The sequence below is a fragment of the Rhodococcus sp. PML026 genome (assembly GCF_000963615.1).
Taxonomy (GTDB): domain Bacteria; phylum Actinomycetota; class Actinomycetes; order Mycobacteriales; family Mycobacteriaceae; genus Rhodococcoides; species Rhodococcoides fascians.
Genome location: NZ_KQ031370.1, coordinates 397,547 through 415,809, shown reverse-complemented (window position 1 = coordinate 415,809; position 18,263 = coordinate 397,547). Strand labels below are relative to the sequence as shown.

Sequence of the window (18,263 nt, the reverse complement as noted above, 5' to 3'; positions counted from 1 at the left end):
TGAATGCTCTACCCGGATCGGACGACAGGTACGCCGGAACCGCCGCTCCCCTTTAGGCTATGCACTCGACCGACTTCCTATGACCGAGAGGCCACCGACAATGGCGACCAGTTCCACCGATGTTCGTGGTTCTCGATCCGGTAAGAAGCGGCCGATTCTCCTCACGGTAGGGGTGTTGCTGGTCGTCCTCGTCGCATTTCTGGTGTGGCTGGGGTACGAGGCCTACACCGCGCAGTCCAGCCTGAACGCCACGCGCGACTCCGCCACGCAGGCGAAAGATGCTCTGCTCGACGGTGATGCGGCCGGTGCCGAGGCCGCAGCGGCGAGGGCCTCGGAATCGGCGGACGACGCGGTGTCGGCAACGACGTCCATCCCGTTTTCGATAGCGAAAGCCGTTCCTTACCTTGGTAGTCCGCTGAAATCGGTAGCTCAGATCACCGATGTGGTGCACGGACTGGCCGTGGACGTCCTCACCCCGGCATCGACGGCCGGCGAAAGCCTGAATCCCAGCAGCCTCGTCGAAGGCGGCGGCAAGGTCGATACCGCGGCTCTCCGGGACGCACAGCCTGTACTGGAGCAGACCGCTGCCGCAGCCGAGGAATTGAGCCTCCAGGCGCAGCAAGTGGACGAGCCCGCATTCCTCGGCGTCGTGAGCGATGCTCGTACGTCGTTGATCGATCAAACACACGATCTCGCAGGCCTGCTCACCAACACCCGCATCGCCAGTCAGCTGTTGCCGTCGATGCTCGGCGACAACGGTCCGCGCAGTTACTTTCTCGCGTTCCAGACCAATGCGGAGGCCCGCGGTACCGGCGGTCTGCTCGGTGGTTACGGCATCATTCGCGCCGAGAACGGCACCGCCCGTGTCGACACTCTCGGTGCCAACAACGAACTCGAATTCGCGAAGCAGCCCATCGACCTGGGGCCCGAGTACAACGCACTGTGGGCACCGCGTAACACCACGACCGACTTCCGTAACTCGAATGCGAGCCCACACTTTCCGTATGCCGGCCAGATCTGGTCGTCGATGTGGACGGAGCAGACCGGTGAGGTGCTCAACGGTGCCATCGCCACCGATCCGATTGCGTTGAGCTACATCCTCGGAGCCACCGGCCCGGTCACGTTGGCCGACGGCGAGCAGATCACGGCAGACAACGTCGTCGAAATCACCCTCAGCACAGCCTATTCGAGGTTCGGCGACGATCAGTTGGCACGCAAGGAGTATCTGCAGCAGATTGCGTCTGCGGTGGTGCAGAAGATGACGACGGGCGCTGCCCCCACCAGATCTTTGCTCGACGCGGTGGGCCGCGCCGGCAGCGAAGGCCGTATTTCGGTGTGGAGCGCAGATCCGGCCGAGGAGGCAATTCTGGCCGGCACAAAGGTGGGTCACGTGTTGCCGGACAACCCGGCTCCCTACGCCAATGTGGTGGTCAACAATGCCGGTGGCAACAAGCTCGATTACTACCTGGCCCGCGATATCAAATATTCGGCCGAATCCTGCACAGCCGGGACCCGTAAGTCGACGGTGACGGCGACACTGACCAACAACGTGGATCCGAACGGCCTGACGTCGTACGTGGCGAGCACATTCCAGCCCAACGTCCCGTACGGCACCAACGAATCGATCGTCTATCTGTACGGCACTCAGGGCGCGAAAATCACGTCCATGAAGGTGAACGGCGTTTCCGGATTCTCCATCCAGGCCGGCACCGAATTGGGTCGCCCCGTACAGGCCGCGTATCTCACCATCCCGCCGGGAAAGTCGCAGACGGTCACCTGGGAGCTCGAGGAGCCCTCGGCTCCGGGTGAGGCGACGGTGCCTGTGCAGCCTTTGGTCGATCAGCCGACGGTCAGCATCGACGTCCCGCAATGCTGACTCCCCAGCGCTGACAGCCCGATAACCCCAGCCCCGCGCGTCTTCGTCACACTAGGCGCGACGGGGCTGCGGTTGTTCTTCGACTGATTTACAGTTCGGTCCGTGTTCGGAAAACGACGTAGGGACCGAGTCAGGCCGCCAGAAAATGCGCATCCATTTGTTTGGATCGTATTGGTAGTCCTGACGCTTGCACTGATCGTGCTGTTCGTGGTCGCGGAATTCGAGGGTCGCGTCTAGCTTCCAACAATCGACAATGCCCCGCCACTGTGAATGTGGCGGGGCATTGTCGGTTGCGGCCGTGATACATCACGATGCGAACTGCTCTTGTGTTGGCGGAACCGACTATTTACGGAAACGGGGGTTGTCGGTGCCGTTCGTCGACGGGTCGGTGTGCACCTCAGGACGGCGTGCTCGTCCGTATGGAGCCGCACTGACGGCCGTGCGTGCAGTTTCGGTCGGTGCCGACGGCGCAGGCTGCGCCGATCCGGGGTACGTCGAGGCAGCCTGTGGCGGAGTGGGTGCAGCTGCCGGCGTCGGATGCTGTACCGGACCTTGGGGTGCCGGCGCGGGAACCGGGGGTACAACCTGACGCGGCAGGTTGGTGTCGGCCGTGTAGTTGTACGAGTAGCTGTACATATCCCCCTTCTTCGACGGGGTCAACGCCAGCACCACGCCGAGAACATGTGCGCCGATGGTCTCGAGGTTGCTGATGGCCCGCGCGAGTTCGTTGGACTTCGTGTGTCCGTAACGCGTGACGAGCAGGGCACCGTCAGCATGGGTGGTGAGGACGGCCGAGTCGGTCACGGGGAGCAACGGCGCACCGTCCACGATCACATAGTCGAATCTCGAACGCAGTTCGACCAACAGAGCACGCGAGGCTTCGGAGCCCAACAACTCGGACGGGTTGGGCGGAATGGGACCGGACGCCATGGCCTGCAGGCCCTCGTACTTGGTCGGCTGCAGCACCTCCTCGACCGTTGCTTGGCCGGCGAGAACGGTACTCAGTCCGACCGAACCGATGAGACCCATGTATTTCGAGACCCGCGGACGACGCAGATCGCCTTCCACGAGAGCCACATGGTGACCTGCTTCGGCAAGGGCCACAGCGAGATTCACTGCGGTGGTCGTCTTACCTTCACTGGGAATTGCACTGGTGACGACGATGACACGTGGTGGATGGTCGACCTCGAGGAACTGCAAGTTGGTGCGCAGCTCGCGGAACGCCTCGGCACTAGCCGATTGAGTGAGGTCCTGAAAGTCGACGGCCGGATGCGCCTTACGTTCTTTGTCGAACGGAATCGTGCCGACGAGCGCCTTGCCGGAGATTGCTTCGATCTCGCGACGACCCTTGATCGTGTTGTCGAGGCGGTCGCGCAGGACCGCGAGAGCAATTCCGAGCAGAAGGCCGACAGCCGCACCCAGGGCGAGATTGCGCTTGGTCTTAGGGCTGACAGGCGTTGACGACGCCTCAGCCTGTTGGAACGTCTTGACGCCAGCTGCGGGGTCACCGCCATTGGCGGGCGTCTCCAGTTCTCGGACTTGCTCGGTCAGCTCGGTCGCCATCGCATTGGCGATATCGCGAGCCCGTTCAGGCGATGGATCGGTGACCGTCAGATTGAACAGAACTGTATCGGGTGTCGACGACGCCTTGACCTTCGACGCCAGCTGTGAGGCGCTCATCCCTCCGAGCGGAAGGACATTGAGAACCCGAGCCGCCAGCGCCTCGCTGGTCGCCAACTCCGAGTACGAAGCCACGAGCTGCTGCGAGGTCAGGTTGCCCTGATAGGTCTCACTCACCGACGCACCACCAGAGGTGGAGACGAACATCCTGGCGCTGGCTTCGTAGAGCGGAGTCGTCAGCAAGGACGCACCCAGGGCACCAAGGATCGCTACGACCACGGTTACGGCAATGATGATCCATCTCGCCTTCAGGATTTTCAGATAATCCTGTATCTCCATGCTTCGAGCTCCTCGTCCGTTCGTACAACCCCGCAACGGGCTACTGTGTGGCTCAATCGTTACATAAGTATTCGATCGCCGTGCACCGGATCAGTATTGCCTCTGGAGCCAGTCACTCATTCGTTCGATTCACGAAGACCTACTCGGCGAATTCCCTGTTGTGACGTGTCACGACAATCCGTGTCCCCAATTTCGTTTTCAAAATTTACGAACGGGCGTGGAGTGCCGGTAGCGTTCGACCAGCTAGAGCAGGAACCATAAAATGCTTCGCAAACCCGGCCCAAGTCAGGGTGATTCTCGACACTGGAGTCCTCGCATCCTCTCGTTCGAGCTGCGAGACAGCCCGGACCCCGGCGAGCCGCACCTGACTGCTCTCTGAAGCCTCTCGATCTGCCATCGCCACGGCGGCCGCCTCCGCAACCGCCAGAGCGATGACGCCAGGCCCCGTAGACCACGGCGCTACTGCGCGAACAGCTAGGGCGGACGTCCTTCACCTTCGAGGAACCCCGGCACGCTGGAACAAACCGCGGGTCCCTCGAAAGAACCACAAAGAAACTTCCGGGCTCGCCAAATTGCCCACTAGACAGAATCGATTCTGTTAAGAGCATCTTTCAAAACCGACACCAAGTTCGCGAAATCGGTTTGTGCACGCAATGTTTCGTTTTCACGCGTTGGACGGACAAAAGCGTTGCCGCGTGTATAACATCCCTTTCAAATTGCTATGTCGAATGTCAGGGAATCGACGAGCGCACTGGTATGTCGACGCTCAGTGGGAGCACTATGACTCGTACGGTCGCCATCATCGGCACACGGGGATACCCGAGTTTCTACGGCGGTTTCGAAACCTTGGTCCGACATCTGGCCCCCTACCTGGCCGATCACGGCTGGAACGTGGTTGTGTACGGCCGAGGAAAGGCGTTGAGCACCAACCCGATCGACATGGATCCCCGTGTGCGTTCCGTGGTGACCCCTGGCATCGACAGCAAGTCGGCCAGCACCATCACGTACGGGGCCACGTCGTCGATCCATGCGGTGGCGACGAAACCCGATGCGGCCCTGGTAATGAACGTGGCAAACGGCTTCTGGTTGCCGTTGCTTCGGCTTCGCAAAATCCCCACGTTGGTCAATGTCGACGGAATCGAGTGGGAACGGGAGAAGTGGGGACGCATAGCCAAGGCGATCTTCGCCATCGGCGGCCGTGCGACAGCGCGGTACGCGACCACTCTCATCTACGACTCCCGAGCGCTGGGTGTTCGATGGGAGGAACTCTCCGGCCGGGTTGGTGTATTCATTCCGTACGGCGGCGATCCTCGAACCGGAGACGATCCGCCCGACGGTCTAGCGCGCCGGAAGTACATTCTGATGGTGGCTCGCTTTGTTCCCGAGAACACCATCGGACCGTTCTTGGACGCCATCGAAACACTGTGCGAGCGTTGGCAAGTGGTGATCGTCGGTTCGTCAGGGTACGGCGGTGCCCTGGAGGAGCGGGTGGCCGACATAGCCGCCCGAGAGACCAACGTGCGGTGGTACGGGCACATCAGTGACGACGACATGCTGTTCTCATTATGGGAGAACGCCGGTGCGTACTTCCACGGGCACAGCGTGGGAGGAACGAACCCTGCGTTGGTTCAAGCCATGGCCTGCGGTGCGCCGGTAGTCGCACGCGACACCGTCTACAACCGTGAGGTTCTCGGCGACGGAGCGGTGTTCGTCGACCCGGATCCGCGGTGCATCAGCGCCGGACTCGAGACCGTGCTGGACGACAGCGAACTACAACAGGAGTTGAGCACAGAATCGATCCGCCGTGCTCACGACCACTACACCTGGGAACGAGTCTGTGCCGATTACGATCGAGCGCTTCGCGACCACCTGTCGTCGGCGGACGCCGTCAGTGCTCGGAACACCGCGTTGGAGTGACGAGTGAAATCTCCGGCTGCGCGATGCAATTCGGCCGAGCGATGCAACAGAGACTGCAACAGGAAGACGACGGCCCGGAACCGTAGACCACATCCCACCACGAGCGCCCACACGATTCGCTGCAGGCGCGACTCGGCAAGGTCTGCGCAGTAGAACTCGTAAAGATTGAGCACCCAGGCGGAGTTGGTGCCTGCCTCCGGCGCACCATTGCTGCTGCCCACCAGATGTTGTGCATGCGCAAGCGGCTGGATCAACACCACGCCCCCTGCGCGGGCTACGCGCCAGCAGAATTCGATGTCCTCGGCGTACATGAACCACCGCTCGGTCAATCCGTCTACTCGCCACCACGTTTCGGAATCGACCATCAGACAGGCACCGGTCACCCAGTCGGTGGAGACCACGCCCTCCCCGACGTCCGAGGGCAGCAAATAGTGCCCCTGCAACCACGTCCGGCCCCGCGAGAGCCGGGAGATCCCGAAATAGTGACTGGCCATCGCCCAGATCGTGGGCATTCGGCCGGCTGCCATCACGCGCACGCCGCCGGTATGGATGACAGGCGCGACGATCCCGCCGTGGGTCGACGGCACCGTCCTGGCCAGAACCAGTACGTCCGCGGCGGCGATGACGGCATCGGGATTGAGCAGCATGATGTTCCGGCCGGTGGCTGCTTCCGCAGCTCTGTTGACACCCTTGGCGAATCCGAGGTTGCGCGCGCCCGCGATCACGCGCACGGCCGGCCAATTCCGCTCGATCAGTGGCACCGTCTCATCCGTCGAGGCGTTGTCGTACACGATGATTTCCATCTCGCCGTCCCGTCCGTGCCCCGCTTCGAGCGCATCGAGGCATGCAGAGATTACGTGCGCGCTGTTGTAGGTGACGATCAGAACCGAGACCTCGGGTCGAGTCATGTGACGGTGTGTTCGCGGGCCTTGATCAAACGGGCCGGCACGCCTCCTACGATCGTGTAAGGCGCAACGTCTTTGGTGACCACCGAACCGGAGCCGACGATAGCGCCTTCACCGATAGTGACCCCGCGGGTGATCACGCAGCCCGCCCCGATCCACGTGTCCGCTCCGATGACCGTCGGGCTCCGGAGGTAACCCTGCCTGTTCATGGGCTCCGACATGTCGGCGAAACCGTGATCCTCACTGAAGATCGACACATGGGGCCCGATCATGGCGTTGTCCCCGATCGTGATCCCGCCCTGACCCCAGATCACGTTGTACATCCCCACCGCGACACCCTCGCCGATCACGACGCCGACACCGGGTTCCGAGATAACACCCGATCCGTTGATCGACGACCCACGACCCACAGTGGTCCTGTCGCCGAACGTGATTCCATGTGCCGAGTGCGCGTCGATGGCCACGCCGTCGCCGAACACCACGGCGGTGCCCACGCGCAGTTTGGCTGCGTTGCGCACCTTCACGCCGCGGCCCCGAAAGTGCAGTGCCGGTCCCCTCAAATAGGGCAGGCCCAGCAGTTGCCCCCGGAGCGCCTGACCGACTCGATCGACCACGAAGGTCAACAAGGCCGTAGAAGGAATGTCGTCGGGCATTCGCCTCCGACGCAGCTTCCAGTAGATGGTGTCGATCAACGCGTGCAGCATCTTGCACTCCTTAGAACGCAATTCGGTGCGCTCACGGTAACCGTCCACGCCAGGATCGGCACCCCGTTCGGACGCTATGAGCTTGGCGAACTACTCTGTCGCACAACATGAACCAGATGGGCATCATCAGTCGACGGCAAGAAACAACCAACATGAAGGTTAGCGGGCCATTCGCCGGACCACCCTGAACGCATTCCGCCTTCTAACCGCCGTTCGGATCGTTGACGGTTTCTGTGTTCGCTTACCAAAGCTCCGAATCCGGCTAGTATTCGCTTCACCGACCGGGGTTTTCCGGAAGTCACGCACATGCCTCGAGGACTGCAGATGTCACTGCACGAAAGGAAAGCCGGCCGACCGCCGGCTGTTTCGACGCCACCGAGTATTCCCGGCAAGTCCAACGACTTCGGATTTCTGCTCGACATTCAGGGTTTGCGGATGATCGCCGTGACGTTCGCGATTTTGCATCACGTCGTTCGTTGGCCCGAAGGCGGATACGTCGGCGTGGACATGTTCTTCGTCATTTCCGGGTTCCTCATCACGAGCCTGCTACTGCGAGAGGGAATGCGCTACGGCCGGGTGTCCATAGCGAACTTCTATCGCAGACGTGCCCGCCGGATCCTGCCCCTTGCACTGCTGGTCCTGGGCGCAACTCTCACCGCGTCGTACGTACTGGTTGTCACCAGCAGGTTCGAGGCGATCGTGGTCGATACGTGGTGGTCGGCTGCGTTCATGATGAACTGGCATCTGATCTCGATCGGGACGGACTACTTTCAGACGGCGTTGCCGCACTCTCCGTTGCAGCACTACTGGTCTCTTGCCGTCGAGGAACAGTTCTACGTGGTGTGGCCTCTACTCGTGGTCGGCCTGCTCTTCATCGCTACGAGATGGCGAAAGAACCTGCCGCTGCGGCCGTTCGTCGGCGGATTCGCTGTGGTCGCGATTGCGGTGTCGTTCCTCTGGGCCATGGACGAGAGCGTCGCCAGCCCCACCGCGGCCTACTTCTCCACCTTCAGCCGGGTGTGGCAACTGGCAGCAGGGGCATTGCTGGCATCCATTGCGCCGATCTTCCACCGGCTGCCCGTGTGGCTCCGGTCCGTCATGGCGGTCACCGGCCTCGTGGGAATCTTCTATTCCGAGTTCACCTTCGAGGTCACGTACACCATCCCTGCGCCCTACGGCGTCGTCCCCGTCGTGGCCACGTGTCTGGTGATCGCAGCGGGTATCGGATCCACCGGCCTGGCGGTGACGAAACCGCTTCGGCTAAAACCCGTGGTGTACATCGGTGCCATCTCGTACTCGTTGTATCTGTGGCACTGGCCGCTCGTCGTGCTTCTCCTCACCGTCATGAATGTGGGCATCACGTACTACGTCACCGTCATCGTGTGCACCGTTCTGCTGTCCGTGGCGTCCTACCACCTGGTGGAGAAAGCCGTCCTCGACTCGGACTTCCTGGCTCCCCGATCGAGACGCCCCGGGCACCGCTCCGTTGCGAGCGACAGTCACGACGGTCAACGCGTGTTCGTAGCCGCGCTGGGGGCAGTCATGGTCTTTCTCCTGGTCGCCCTGTTCAATCAGCCGTCCGTCGTGCTACCCGCGAGCGGGCCCGCCCCGGTTCTCGCCGCAGCATCCGTCGGAGAGGACCGCGACCCGCTCGAGGCCGCCATCGTGGAGTCGCTCGGTGCCACGTCCTTTCGGGTCACAACTCCCCCGCTCGACGACGTCGAGAGCGGTAAGCCAGTCGAGATGAGCCCGGAGGCCGGGTGCTTGGATCCCCCGGAACTGAGCCTCGATGTGTGCAATTACGGACCTCCCGACGCGCCACGTTCTGCGATCGTCGTCGGCGACTCCTTCTCGGCTTCCTGGCTGCCCGCCATCGTCGGAGCGTTGATTCCCAACGGCTTTCGGGTGCACGGCATGGGACTCAACAACTGCCCGTTCGTCGCCTCCGACGTGACTATCGGCGTGGACGAGCAATCCACCGATCGATGCAACTCCAGCCGCGACGAGATGGTAGATCAGATCAACACCGCCCGGCCCAGCATGGTGGTGATGGTGGATATGGAATACGGGATCCAGGCCATGGTGGACAACAAGGGCTCGGCGCAGGCGTGGACAGCCGCGCGCACCGCGATCATCGAGCGGATCGCACCCAGCGATGCCGCCGTCGTGATCCTCACCCCGAACCCACTCGGCAAGGCCGCCACGGAATGCGCGGGCAGGCTGGCCGTTCCATCCAATTGCGTCAGCACCATTTCCGAGAACTGGCTGACCGCTCGCATCGCCGACGAGGCAGCCGCACAACAAACGGGAGCCACGTTGATCGACACTCGTTCCTGGTTCTGCTATCGCAACACGTGCCCATTGGTCGTATCCGGCATAGTAATCAGCTGGGATACCGGTCACATCACCCGACAATACGGCGAATACCTGATTCCCAGAATGCAAGAAGCGTTGCTACCGACCTGAATTGTCCCGCCACGAATATCGTTCTTGCACCCGACGAGTCACTTAATGCGTTGCTATGGTTTGCCAATGACGACGGAAGTCACCGATATCGACTTGGTGAGAGGTCTTTATCTGAACACGGTCAAACGCGCTTTGACGGGCGCTCTGGCGGAAGACAACGATTCGGTGCTGGGCGGCGTTCGGTGGCAGGGAAACCCATCGCTACCCAAACGATTGGCGAGCTCCTTCGCCCATGCGGCCGGCCGATTCGGTGTCGAGATTGCGATCAAGAAACCGTACGACGAGCGCGAGCGAGAATCCGGCCTCGACTGGCCCTCCCGGGCGGAGTCCATGATCGGTCTGCGCCGAATGACCAACATCGAGGAGTGCGTCGCAACGATCGTCTCGGACGGGGTCCCCGGCGATCTGATCGAGACCGGCGTATGGCGCGGCGGTGCATCGATTTTCATGAAGGCGAACTTGGTCGCCTGGGGTGACCGGAGGCGGACCGTATGGGTTGCGGATTCGTTCGAGGGACTCCCGCCCCCGGACGCCACCCGGTATCCCGCCGACGCGGGCGATCGCAACCATCAACTCGGCGGCCTCGCGGTGGGCCCCCGCACGGTGCAGCACAACTTCGAGCGATACGGCCTTCTGGACGAGCGCGTGCAATTTCTCGTGGGGTGGTTCAAGGACACGCTTCCGACCGCACCGATCGATGCGCTGGCGCTGATGCGACTCGACGGCGACATGTACGAGTCGACGATTCAAGCTCTGGAGTCGTTGTACCCCAAGCTCTCACCGGGCGGGTTCTGCATCGTGGACGACTATGGAAGTCATTCCTCTCAGGCCGGACAAGCTGTCCGGGACTACCGCCGGGCTCACTCGATTCAGGACGAGATCATCGACATCGACGGTTCCGGCGCATTCTGGCGACGCACCGTTCCCTGATCGCTCGGCACACAACACACCGAAGTTCGAGGGCCTGCAGTTCGAGGGAGAGATGCGAATGACAGTTCGCCGGTACGCTGCCGCGTTGCGCGCGAGGTGGCTCGTCATCGTGGCCACGACCATCGTCGGCACCCTCATTGCTGTCGTGTTCTCGCTCGTGTCCACACCGATGTATCAATCGACCACGCAATTCTTCGTCACGACGACGGCGGTGTCGCCCAGCGACGTGTACCAAAACAACTTGGCGTCGCAGCAGCGAGTCGTCTCCTACACCGAGTTGCTCACCGGCCGGGAGTTGGCTCGTCGTGTCGTCGACCAGCTTGGGCTGCCCATGAGTCCGGACGAACTGACCGACCGCATCACCGCCACGGCCAAACCCAATTCGGTTCTACTCGACGCGTCCGTTGTCGATTCGTCTCCGGCTCAGGCCCGCGACATCGCCAACGCCATCGGCGAGCTGTTCCCCACGCTGGTGGGCGAACTGGAGAAGCCTGTCGACGGGGGCACGGCCAGCGCTGCGGTGACCGTGGCCGAGACCGCGGAGGCATCGACCACGCCGGTCTCGCCCAAGAAGGTCCGCAACGTTGCCCTCGGATTCGTCCTCGGACTTCTGGTCGGCATCGCGGGCGCACTGGTTCGCGACAGGATGGACAACACCGTCAAGGAACCCGACGAACTCCAGGCGCTGACCGACAGCGTGCTCATCGGGTCCATCCCGTTGGACAAGAAGATCCGCGACACCCCTCCCATCGACTTCGGTTCGTCCACCGCGCCCATCGCCGAGGCGTTCCGTCAACTGCGGATGAACCTCAAATTCCTTTCGGTCGACAATCCACCCCGCATCCTGCTGGTCACCAGTTGCATTGCGGGCGAAGGTAAATCGACCACTGCCGTCAACCTTGCCCTCTCCCTCGCGGAATCCGGCAACCGGGTCGTCCTCGTCGATGCCGACCTGCGACGGCCACACATTGCCGACTACCTCGGCATCGTCGGCTCGGTAGGTGTCAGTTCCGTGCTCGCACACGACGCCGGCCTCGACGAGGTGGTGCAGACAACCGGCCACACCGATCTGTGGGCACTGGGCTCGGGCCCGGCCCCGCCCAATCCGAGCGAACTGCTGGGGAGCTCCACCGCCCAATCCCTCCTGCGCGATCTGGGACGGGCCTTCGACTACGTGGTGGTGGATTCGCCTCCCCTGTTGCCGGTCACCGACGCCGCCACTCTCGCCACGCAATGCGACGGCACCATCCTGGTCACGCGGTACGGATACACCCGCCGCGAGGAATTGACGCGCGCTGCGGCCAACCTCGAGAACGTGGGTGCCTCGTTGCTCGGTGTGGTCATGTCGATGGTCCCGGCAACGGGACGCGGACGAGATCAATACGGTTACGACTTCGAGCCTGGTCGAGTGCCGACACCGCCGACGCAATCGGCACCCGTGCGCACCAACCGGCACTGACCCGATGTTCCTCACCGGGCGAGTAGGCCGCAAAGCAGGCCCATCCTCTGCAGAAATAACAGGACTCGTCTGCGCTGCCTCCGTCGTCGTGTACCTGGCGCTGGCCGTTCCCACGATCGCCTCGATCGCGCTGGCTGCGGTGATTGCTGTTGTTCTCGCTGTCGGATCCTTGAGAAGCATGGAATGGGCATGGTGCGTCTTCTTCTTCGCGTTGTGCTCCAACGGTGTTCAGGTGACGGTCGCAGGGCTGAGCATTCGTCCGGAATACTTCGCAACACCGTTGTTCCTGCTCGCCCTGCACGCCCATGTACGGCGGAACCCGTCCGCGAACGTCGGCAACTCACTCGGTCCGGGTCTCGTCCTCGGCGGGGTCGGGCTCATCGCAGTCGGACTCGCGTCGAGCATGGTCTTCGCTCTCGACCCCGGAGCGAGCCTGCGCATGGCCATCCAGCTGCTCGTCGCGCTCGTCGCGGTGGTTCCACTGGTCACCTCGGCCCTCGACCTGAGGTTCATCGTCCGTTCCGGCACAACCATTCTCGGGTTCATCTGCGTCATGAGCATCGCTGCCTTCGTACTCGATCCAAGTACCCGCATCGACGGCCTGGCCTTCGAGTACAACATCATGGGCTGCTTGTGCTTCGGATGGCTGGGCATCGTCTACTACTTCGCCGGTACATCGGCCGTGACGAAAAGCATTCTGGTGATGACTATTCCGATCACCATCGCACTGATACTGACGTCCACCAGATCGGCCTGGATTGCCCTAGCGCTCCTCGCCGTCTGCGTCTTGTTCCGTTGCGTCAAGCGTTATCCCACAGCCGTAGTCTCGGCGGTGGCCGCGTTCACCCTCGTCGCCTTCTACCTGCAGGACGTGTACTACCGCGTGGGTGACGAGGACACGTTTCTGTGGCGCGTGGTCCACGTGATCGACACACAGAGCGGGACCGGTGCCTACCGCGTCCAACTGTGGAACAACGCGATCGATCAAATTGCCGCACGCGGCTGGGGCGCGTCGTCGTTCGGAACCGGACTGAACACGTTCTCGCAGTTCAACCCCGTCGACCCGACCAATACCGGCCCCGCGTATCTCAGCTCGATGTGGCTGTCACTTCTGTACGACGTGGGCTTCGTGGGCTCGGCTTTCTTCGCCGTCTTCGCCGTCGCACTGTTCCTGGCCGCCCGAGACAAAGCGCACGCCCTTCCCCTGTTTCTGGGATTGGCGATCTGCACATCCGTGACCAGCGTGATTTGGTTTGCATTCCCCTGGGTCTTCCTCGCACTGACGGCGACCACACCGATTCGGAACGCAGAGACGCATGCCCGGACGCCGGCGTCCCACGGATCGCCCCGACGGCGCAGACGGCACCGCCTCGCGGGGACGCGATGACCTTCACGGCGTCCGATGGTCGACCGCGTGCAATCGTGTTGTCCTCGTTCACGGTTCACCCGGACATGCCCAGCGAACCGGGGATCGGCTGGCAGTTCTTGATCGCCACCCTCGAGCACGCCCGAACCGTTGATGCAACGGTGGTCCTGGTGACGATGCGCCGTTCTGCCCAAGCCTGCGCCGGGCGGGTTCCGGCCGAGCTCGAGCAGCACCTCGAGATCGTCACCGTCGAGATTCCGCTGGCACCGCCGTTCTTTCGATGGCACTATCCTCGGTTCACCCGGCTCGAGCACGAACTATGGGTTCGACTGGCTGTCAGACACATTCGAGAGATCGAGCGGAGACACTCGGTGGTCTACGCGCATCACGTGACGTTCGCATCGGAGATACTGTCGACACCGATCACGAGGATGTCACCGAACACCTACAAAGTCTGGGGGCCGGTCGGGGCGGGCGGCGTCGCCGCGGTGTTCGCCATTTCGCCCACCTCGCCCGCATCACGTCGACAGAGGATTCTGCAGACGGTTCGGGACCGTGTGGCATCAATTCCGGCGACGCGCATCGCGCGGCAATGCGATCTCGTACTCGCGCAGAACGGAGCGATGGAAGCGACTGTCGGACAAATTGATACCGAGTTCCGGCGGTTTCCCAACGTCGTGGTTGATCTTCCCACCGCACGGCCGTCTCGGGCCGACCACGACGGAATCGAGATCCTCGTCGTCGGGCACCTCATCACGCGCAAGCGGCAGGAACTGGCGATCGAGGCGTTGGCGTCGACCATGCTGCAGAACGCCCACCTGCACATCGTGGGCTTCGACAGTACGAGCCACGGCGCGTACCTGCGCAGAAGGGCAGAGATTCTGGGCGTGAACGATCGAGTGACCTTCCACGGATCCCTCGACCGCGCAGCGGTATTGGACATGATGGTCCATTCGGATGTGCTGATGCATCCCTCGGGTCGGGAAGGTGCGAGCGGCGTGGTGGGCGAGGCGGCCTCGTGCGGGCTCCCGGTGGTGTGCTTCGAGCGAACCGGCGCCAGCTCGGTGCTCGAGGATTCGGGAACGTCCGGGGTCGTGCTCGCTGCCGACCCGACGACCACCCGGGACATGTTGGCGGCGGCCGTCGTTCGGGCATCCACCATGCCGCGCATCAGCACGACGCAGTGGACCAAGCAGCGGTTCATCGACCTCGCCGCGCAGCTCTACGCCGAGGGCCTGGCGTTCAGCACAGCGATGCCCGGCCGGGTAGGTCGGCCACGATGACCGCGAGCCCCTCGGTGGAGAACTCGTCCGTCACCCGAGCCGGGATCCTGGTCCGCACTCTCGACCAAGGCTTGTGGTCCCTCGGCTTCTTCGTCTTCAACGTCACGGCCGGTGTGTCGCTGACGGTAGGCGAATTCGCTTCGCTGTCGGTCGGTGCCGCACTGGGTTTCATCGCCGTCGGGACCTCACGAGCGTGGGGGATCTACGCCCCCATCGTCGACGCAGCACGAATAGGTATCCGCCCCGAGGATTCCATCGACCGGTGGTCGAGTTGGCGCGGAACCCTTGTCTTCTCGACGGTCGTCGGTGTTGCTTCGTTCGCGTGGATAAGCCACGGCGGCGATTGGGGCTATGCCGCCGTGGTGGGGGCCTTGGCAGCGACGATGGCTATCTCCGATCTGCCGCGTCAGGTCCTCATCATCCGTGGCAGCTATTCCCGTGCGGCACTGTTGGCGGGGCTCTATGCCGTCGGCGCGCTCCTGGCCGCGGGTATGATCGCACTCGGTGTCGACAACACAGCGCTGCTGCCGATCTGGTTCTGCACCTTGCTGATCGTGCTCGCGGCCGGGCTCGTCTCCTGCGGCACAGCCACCTCCACCAGTAAGTCCGATTCGCACTTCTCCATCGCGTGGCGGATCACCGCAGAGGCCGTCTACCTGGGATTCGGAAGCCAGATCGCCACACTGCTGCTATATCTGATTCAGGACGACACTGCCACTGCCGGGATCCGGTTCGCCTACTCATTGGTGTTCGCGCCGGCGTTCGTGATCATCCAGAGCATCCAGCCGTTGATATTCAAACAGTTCGCCACACTCAGTGCTCAGGGCACCTGTGCAGTACTCGCGGTCTCGGTGCGTTGGAACATCGCGGTGGCCCTCGGCCTCGGCGCCTGTGGGGTGGTGGGTTACACGGCGCTTTCGACGGTGTTCTCCGACGTCGGTCCCGCCGCCGCGCTGCCGTACGTTGTTCCGGTGGGAATGGCGATCCTGTCTGCGCAGACCTTCGAGGTGGCGCTGATGGCCACCCGATTCTTCGTCGGCCCTGTGTTCACACATCGAGCCCGACTGGCCTCAGTGCTCGTCGACGTAGGTAGCCAAACGATCGGTGTATTGGTCGGCGGTGCAGCAGGTTTGGTGTGGACGTTGATAGTCCTGAGTGCGCTACGCATCGCTGTGTCGGTGGCGATGCTCGTCGTACTGCCCCGACGCGACAGAACGGAGACGACATGAGGGTCCTGTTCGACGGGTACTACTGGTTCGACGGTCCGCCCGCCGGCATAGTCATCACACACGAGAAGATCGCGGCGTGGCGACGCGAGTTTCCTGGCGATGTGCTGACCGTCGCGCTGCGGCGCAGTCCCACACCGGCGGAGGCGGCAGACTTGGAACGGCAAGGTGTGCGATGGATCCGCACATACCTGCCGACGCAGCCGCTGAAGAACATGGTGGAGCTGTCGCTTCGAGTTCGCCTCGGCCCATACGACATGGCGTGGGGATCGAATTATTCTCCACTGCTGGGTAAATCGGCCGTCTTCGTGCACGATGCGCTGTTCCAATCCAACCCGGAGTGGTTCACCCGCATTGAGCGGATCTACCTCTCGCCGATCATGATCGCCGCCCGTTTCGCGACCGTGCTATTCGTCAGTAGCAACACCGAGGCTGCGCGCATCGTTCAGCACAACCCTCGGCTGGCGCCCACGGCGGTCACCGGCTTCGGCATCTCGCAATCCTTGCTCGACGCCGATCCGCAACCACCTCCCGCACTCGACCTCCGTCCCGGCTCCTTCATGTTGTCCGTCGGTCGGTTGAATACGCGGAAGAATCTGGCAACGACACTCTCCGCAGCCGTACGTTCGGGTGCAATCTCACCCAACCGCCCGTTCGTGGTCGTGGGTCCGGCCAACGGAAAGGCCGACCAGCTCGAGCAGGAGGTACTCGCTGCAATCGACGACGGCTCCATTCGCTACACCGGTTTCGTACAGACCGAGCAGCTCTCATGGCTGTATCGCAACGCCGCACTGTTCGTATACCTCTCGCTGAACGAGGGCTATGGTCTGCCTCCACTCGAGGCGCTACGCCTCGGGGCACCGGTGCTGGTGAGCGACCGCCCCATCTTTCGAGAATTGCTCGGTGAGTCGGTACGGTACTGCGATCCCACCGACATGGACGCGGTAGCGCAGGCCATGACAATGAGCCTGTCCAGCGGTCCGCGCCCACTGCCGTCCGGTTTCGGATTTCCGTCGTGGGAGCACATGGTCCACACGATGCGAGTCGCTATGACCCATCCGAAAGGCGTGTCCTGCCGGCGGTCGATCTCGTGACGCGGTGGCAAGTGGGGGCATCATGACGGCGCGCAGAACGGTGCTCATCTCGATCGCTGTCTCGGTGTTGGTCGTGGCGTTCAGCGGAATCGTGGGATGGCAGATCGGGTCACGGTCCGAGGCTCCCCAGGCAGCAACACCCCCACCTGTGTCCATTCCGGATTCCGTGCCCGTGGTCGCATTCCTGGGTGACTCGTACAGCAAGGGCATCGGTGCGTCCTCGAATGGACAGCGCTGGACGACGCTCGTGTCGGCGGCGATGGGGTGGTCGGAGCTGAACCTCGCTGAGGGCGGCTCCGGGTACACCACGAGCTATCTCGGGCAGAAGACCGACTACGGAATCAAGCTGGATGTGGTTGCCGCGGCCCAGCCCGATGTCGTCGTCGTGTCCGGTGGCCGCAACGATTACGAGGCCGGTACCGCGAGCGTCACCGGAGCCGTTGCATCATCGCTATTCGCGGCCATCAAGGCTGCGGCACCGAACACGGAGGTGATAGTCACCAGCCCGATCTGGGATTCAACCGAACCTCCGGCAGAGTTCGCGACCCTGATCGACGGGGTGAAGGCCGCAACCGCAAGCGCAGAGGCCAGGTATGTCGATATCGGTGAGCCACTGGCCGGTCATCTGGACATGATCGACCCCGACGGCCTACATCCGAACAACGCGGGTCACCGGACCATCGCGAACGCGGTAGTCACTGCGTTGGTGTGAGACTTGCCCGACTCAGTCGTTCTAGTTGGACGCGCAAGTTCCTATCTCAGGAACGAGAATTTACTCGATGGCAATTCGTCAATTCAAGAATGGCCGAATTAGCCAACAACAGTAGCTGCTGCCAGAGCCAACAGCGAGTCACGCAACCAGTTTCGTGTTGGCGATATAGCGAGTTTCCGACTGTTCGAACGGCTGCGGGTGCAACGGGTGAGTGAATCAAGACGGGATCATCGATACAATCGTAGGTATGGCGAACTAGACGTCGACTCCGGTGCGAACTCTGCCCGAGTCCGACAGGGCCGTCGCTCAAAGCGGCACCACGGCCTGAAGAGCGAACACCAACAGTCGACCCGTGTCCGTGGCGAG

Annotated in this window: 13 protein-coding genes; 10 read left to right on the top strand and 3 right to left on the bottom strand. The window is 62.6% G+C overall.

Annotation, left to right across the window (positions count from 1 at the left end; translation table 11 throughout):
• The first annotated feature begins 79 nt into the window (after positions 1-79).
• The gene (locus tag VF34_RS06440) at positions 80-1,876 is read left to right on the top strand and encodes a DUF4012 domain-containing protein (protein WP_231578200.1); all 1,797 of its coding nucleotides are present in this window, start codon (positions 80-82) and stop codon (positions 1,874-1,876) included.
• 342 nt (positions 1,877-2,218) lie between these two features.
• On the opposite strand, the gene VF34_RS06435 is transcribed toward VF34_RS06440, so the two are convergent.
• Complete coding sequence (locus tag VF34_RS06435) at positions 2,219-3,835, bottom strand: tyrosine-protein kinase domain-containing protein (RefSeq protein WP_045841107.1); 1,617 nt, start codon at positions 3,833-3,835, stop codon at positions 2,219-2,221.
• A 780-nt stretch (positions 3,836-4,615) separates the two neighbouring features.
• Between VF34_RS06435 and VF34_RS06430 the strand changes: the two genes are divergently transcribed.
• Positions 4,616-5,752, top strand: coding sequence for a glycosyltransferase (locus tag VF34_RS06430; RefSeq protein ID WP_045841106.1), 1,137 nt, complete (start codon positions 4,616-4,618; stop codon positions 5,750-5,752).
• Here the strand turns inward: VF34_RS06430 and VF34_RS06425 are convergent.
• Positions 5,680-6,660, bottom strand: coding sequence for a glycosyltransferase family 2 protein (locus tag VF34_RS06425; protein WP_052718632.1), 981 nt, complete (start codon positions 6,658-6,660; stop codon positions 5,680-5,682). The genes VF34_RS06430 and VF34_RS06425 overlap by 73 nt on opposite strands.
• Positions 6,657-7,361, bottom strand: coding sequence for an acyltransferase (locus VF34_RS06420; protein WP_045841217.1), 705 nt, complete (start codon positions 7,359-7,361; stop codon positions 6,657-6,659). Before VF34_RS06420 ends, VF34_RS06425 begins: the two co-directional genes overlap by 4 nt.
• Positions 7,362-7,685: 324 nt before the next feature.
• On the opposite strand from VF34_RS06420, the gene VF34_RS24280 reads away from it, so the two are divergent.
• From VF34_RS24280 to VF34_RS06380, 8 genes are all read left to right on the top strand, one after another.
• A complete protein-coding gene (locus VF34_RS24280; protein ID WP_197077448.1) occupies positions 7,686-9,827 on the top strand; it encodes an acyltransferase family protein in 2,142 nt (713 codons plus the stop codon).
• A 66-nt stretch (positions 9,828-9,893) separates the two neighbouring features.
• Complete coding sequence (locus tag VF34_RS06410) at positions 9,894-10,757, top strand: TylF/MycF/NovP-related O-methyltransferase (RefSeq protein ID WP_045841105.1); 864 nt, start codon at positions 9,894-9,896, stop codon at positions 10,755-10,757.
• 58 nt (positions 10,758-10,815) lie between these two features.
• Positions 10,816-12,216, top strand: coding sequence for a tyrosine-protein kinase domain-containing protein (locus tag VF34_RS06405; RefSeq protein WP_197077447.1), 1,401 nt, complete (start codon positions 10,816-10,818; stop codon positions 12,214-12,216).
• A gap of 4 nt (positions 12,217-12,220) precedes the next feature.
• Positions 12,221-13,603 carry an O-antigen ligase family protein gene (locus tag VF34_RS06400; protein ID WP_082079167.1) on the top strand — a complete coding sequence of 461 codons (1,383 nt, stop codon included), beginning with the start codon at positions 12,221-12,223 and terminating at the stop codon, positions 13,601-13,603.
• Between the two features lie 65 nt (positions 13,604-13,668).
• Positions 13,669-14,865 (top strand): glycosyltransferase family 4 protein, encoded by a 1,197-nt coding sequence (locus VF34_RS06395; protein ID WP_197077446.1) that lies wholly within the window; start codon positions 13,669-13,671, stop codon positions 14,863-14,865.
• Positions 14,862-16,094, top strand: coding sequence for a hypothetical protein (locus tag VF34_RS06390; RefSeq protein WP_156158502.1), 1,233 nt, complete (start codon positions 14,862-14,864; stop codon positions 16,092-16,094). The genes VF34_RS06395 and VF34_RS06390 overlap by 4 nt, the downstream gene beginning before the upstream one ends.
• Positions 16,091-17,185, top strand: coding sequence for a glycosyltransferase family 4 protein (locus VF34_RS06385; protein ID WP_052718624.1), 1,095 nt, complete (start codon positions 16,091-16,093; stop codon positions 17,183-17,185). Before VF34_RS06390 ends, VF34_RS06385 begins: the two co-directional genes overlap by 4 nt.
• Before the next feature lie 22 nt (positions 17,186-17,207).
• Positions 17,208-17,897 (top strand): SGNH/GDSL hydrolase family protein, encoded by a 690-nt coding sequence (locus tag VF34_RS06380; RefSeq protein ID WP_045841101.1) that lies wholly within the window; start codon positions 17,208-17,210, stop codon positions 17,895-17,897.
• Positions 17,898-18,263: the final 366 nt, after the last annotated feature.

Excerpts from the sequence above, each read along its gene's own strand:
- VF34_RS06440 (WP_231578200.1), top strand. The coding sequence starts at position 80 with ATGACCGAGAGGCCACCGACAATGGCGACCAGTTCCACCGATGTTCGT.
- VF34_RS06435 (WP_045841107.1), bottom strand. The coding sequence starts at position 3,835 with ATGGAGATACAGGATTATCTGAAAATCCTGAAGGCGAGATGGATCATC.
- VF34_RS06395 (WP_197077446.1), top strand. The coding sequence starts at position 13,669 with ATGCCCAGCGAACCGGGGATCGGCTGGCAGTTCTTGATCGCCACCCTC.
- VF34_RS06430 (WP_045841106.1), top strand. The coding sequence starts at position 4,616 with ATGACTCGTACGGTCGCCATCATCGGCACACGGGGATACCCGAGTTTC.
- VF34_RS06405 (WP_197077447.1), top strand. The coding sequence starts at position 10,816 with ATGACAGTTCGCCGGTACGCTGCCGCGTTGCGCGCGAGGTGGCTCGTC.
- VF34_RS06400 (WP_082079167.1), top strand. The coding sequence starts at position 12,221 with ATGTTCCTCACCGGGCGAGTAGGCCGCAAAGCAGGCCCATCCTCTGCA.
- VF34_RS06425 (WP_052718632.1), bottom strand. The coding sequence starts at position 6,660 with ATGACTCGACCCGAGGTCTCGGTTCTGATCGTCACCTACAACAGCGCG.
- VF34_RS06385 (WP_052718624.1), top strand. The coding sequence starts at position 16,091 with ATGAGGGTCCTGTTCGACGGGTACTACTGGTTCGACGGTCCGCCCGCC.
- VF34_RS24280 (WP_197077448.1), top strand. The coding sequence starts at position 7,686 with ATGTCACTGCACGAAAGGAAAGCCGGCCGACCGCCGGCTGTTTCGACG.
- VF34_RS06380 (WP_045841101.1), top strand. The coding sequence starts at position 17,208 with ATGACGGCGCGCAGAACGGTGCTCATCTCGATCGCTGTCTCGGTGTTG.
- VF34_RS06390 (WP_156158502.1), top strand. The coding sequence starts at position 14,862 with ATGACCGCGAGCCCCTCGGTGGAGAACTCGTCCGTCACCCGAGCCGGG.
- VF34_RS06420 (WP_045841217.1), bottom strand. The coding sequence starts at position 7,361 with ATGCTGCACGCGTTGATCGACACCATCTACTGGAAGCTGCGTCGGAGG.
- VF34_RS06410 (WP_045841105.1), top strand. The coding sequence starts at position 9,894 with ATGACGACGGAAGTCACCGATATCGACTTGGTGAGAGGTCTTTATCTG.